The organism is Dactylosporangium cerinum (genome assembly GCF_042653625.1).
In the GTDB taxonomy this organism is placed as follows: domain Bacteria; phylum Actinomycetota; class Actinomycetes; order Mycobacteriales; family Micromonosporaceae; genus Dactylosporangium; species Dactylosporangium cerinum.
In genome coordinates, this window is sequence record NZ_JBHSIU010000036.1 from 1 (window position 1) to 1,862 (window position 1,862).

The following is a 1,862-nucleotide window of genomic DNA, read 5'->3' on the forward strand; positions in this document are numbered from 1 at the left end:
CGTTCCCGGCGGTCCAGTCGACGTGCGGGGACGGCTCGTCCACGTGCAGGGTCCGCGGCAGCTCACGGTGCCGCATCGCGAGGACCATCTTGATGACACTGGCGACGCCTGCGGCGGCCTGCGTGTGGCCGATGTTCGATTTGATCGACCCCAGCCACAGCGGCCGGTCGGCCGGGCGGTCCTGGCCGTAGGTGGCGAGCAGAGCCTGGGCTTCGATGGGGTCGCCGAGGGTGGTGCCGGTGCCGTGTGCCTCGACGGCGTCCACGTCGGAGGAGCTCAAGCGGGCGTTGGCGAGGGCCTGGCGGATGACGCGTTGCTGGGACGGTCCGTTGGGGGCGGTGAGGCCGTTGCTGGCACCGTCCTGGTTGACCGCGGAACCGCGGATCACGGCAAGGACGGGGTGGCCGTTGCGTTGGGCGTCGGAGAGGCGCTCCAGGATGAGCATGCCGGCGCCTTCGCCCCAGCCGACGCCGTCGGCCGCGGCGGCGAAGGATTTGCAGCGGCCGTTGCGGGCCAGCCCACGCTGCCGGCTGAACTCGGTGAACACCGTCGGGTTCGCCATCACGGTCGCGCCCCCCGCGAGGGCCAGATCGCACTCGCCGCCGCGCAGCGCCTGCGCCGCCAGGTGGATCGCGACCAGTGACGAGGAGCAGGCAGTGTCGACGGTGACGGCGGGGCCCTCGAGGCCGAACGTGTAGGCGATCCGCCCCGACGCCACGCTGGTCGTCGTACCGGTGATGCTGTAGCCCTCGATCTCCAGCCGTGCGTCGGTCCCGTACTGCTGAGCGACGACGCCGGCGAAGACTCCGGTCGGGGTGCCGCGCAGTGTCGCCGGGGTGATGCCGGCCGCCTCGAACGCCTCCCAGGTGGTCTCCAGCAGCAGCCGCTGCTGCGGATCGGTCGCCGTGGCCTCGCGGGGGCTGATGCCGAAGAAGTCCGCGTCGAAGCGGGCCGCGTCGTGCACGAAGCCGCCCTCGCGGGCGTAGGACTTCCCCGGCGCGTCGGGGTCCGGGTCGTAGAGTTCGTCGACATCCCAGCCGCGCCCGTCGGGGAACTCGCCGATGGTGTCGGCGCCCTCGGCCAGCAGCCGCCACATCCGATCCGGGGTGTCCGCCTCGCCCGGGAAACGGCAGGCCATCGCCACGATCGCGATCGGCTCGCCGGGCGCGACGGCCGACGCCGCCGGCCCGGCCGGGCCGGCGGTCGCCGGTGCGACCTGGGTGAGCAGATACGCGGCGAGCGCCTGCGGCGTCGGATAGTCGAAGATCATCGTGGCCGGGAGCCGTAGCTCGGTGTCGGCCGTGAGCCGGTTGCGCAGCTCGACCGCGGTCAGCGAGTCGAAGCCCAGCTCCTGAAACGTCCGGCCCGGGTCGACGGTGTCCGCGGACGGGTGCCCGGCGACCGCGGCGACGTGCTCGCGGACGAGACCGAGCAGCGCGGCGAGCCGGTCCGGCCCGGCCAGCCTGCGCGCCAGCGCCGATCCGCCCCGGCCGGTCCCCGACGCCACGGTTCGCCGCGGCGCGGGCCGCACGAGCCCGCGCAGCAGCGATGGCACTTCCGCGCTCCCGGCGAGGCGACGCAGCGCGGCCGGATCGAGGCGGGCCGGCACCAGCGCCGCGGCGGGGTCGGCGACCGCGGCGTCGAACAGGGCGAGGGCCTCCTCCGGCGCCATCGGCAGCAGCCCGCCACGGCGCATCCGCTGGGCGTCGGTCCCGGCGAGCGCGCCGCCCATGCCGCCGTCGCCGGCCCAGAGCCCCCAGGCCAGCGAGGTGGCCGGCAGTCCGTGGGCATGCCGGTGCCCGGCGAGGGCGTCGAGGTAGGTGTTGGCGGCGGCGTAGTTGGCTTGTCCTGGGTTGCCGAGT

Annotated in this window: 1 protein-coding gene; it reads right to left on the reverse strand. The window is 74.7% G+C overall.

Annotation, left to right across the window (positions count from 1 at the left end; translation table 11 throughout):
• On the reverse strand, window positions 1-1,862 hold a 1,862-nt coding region (locus tag ACFPIJ_RS26585), incomplete at both ends, for a beta-ketoacyl synthase N-terminal-like domain-containing protein (protein WP_380118401.1).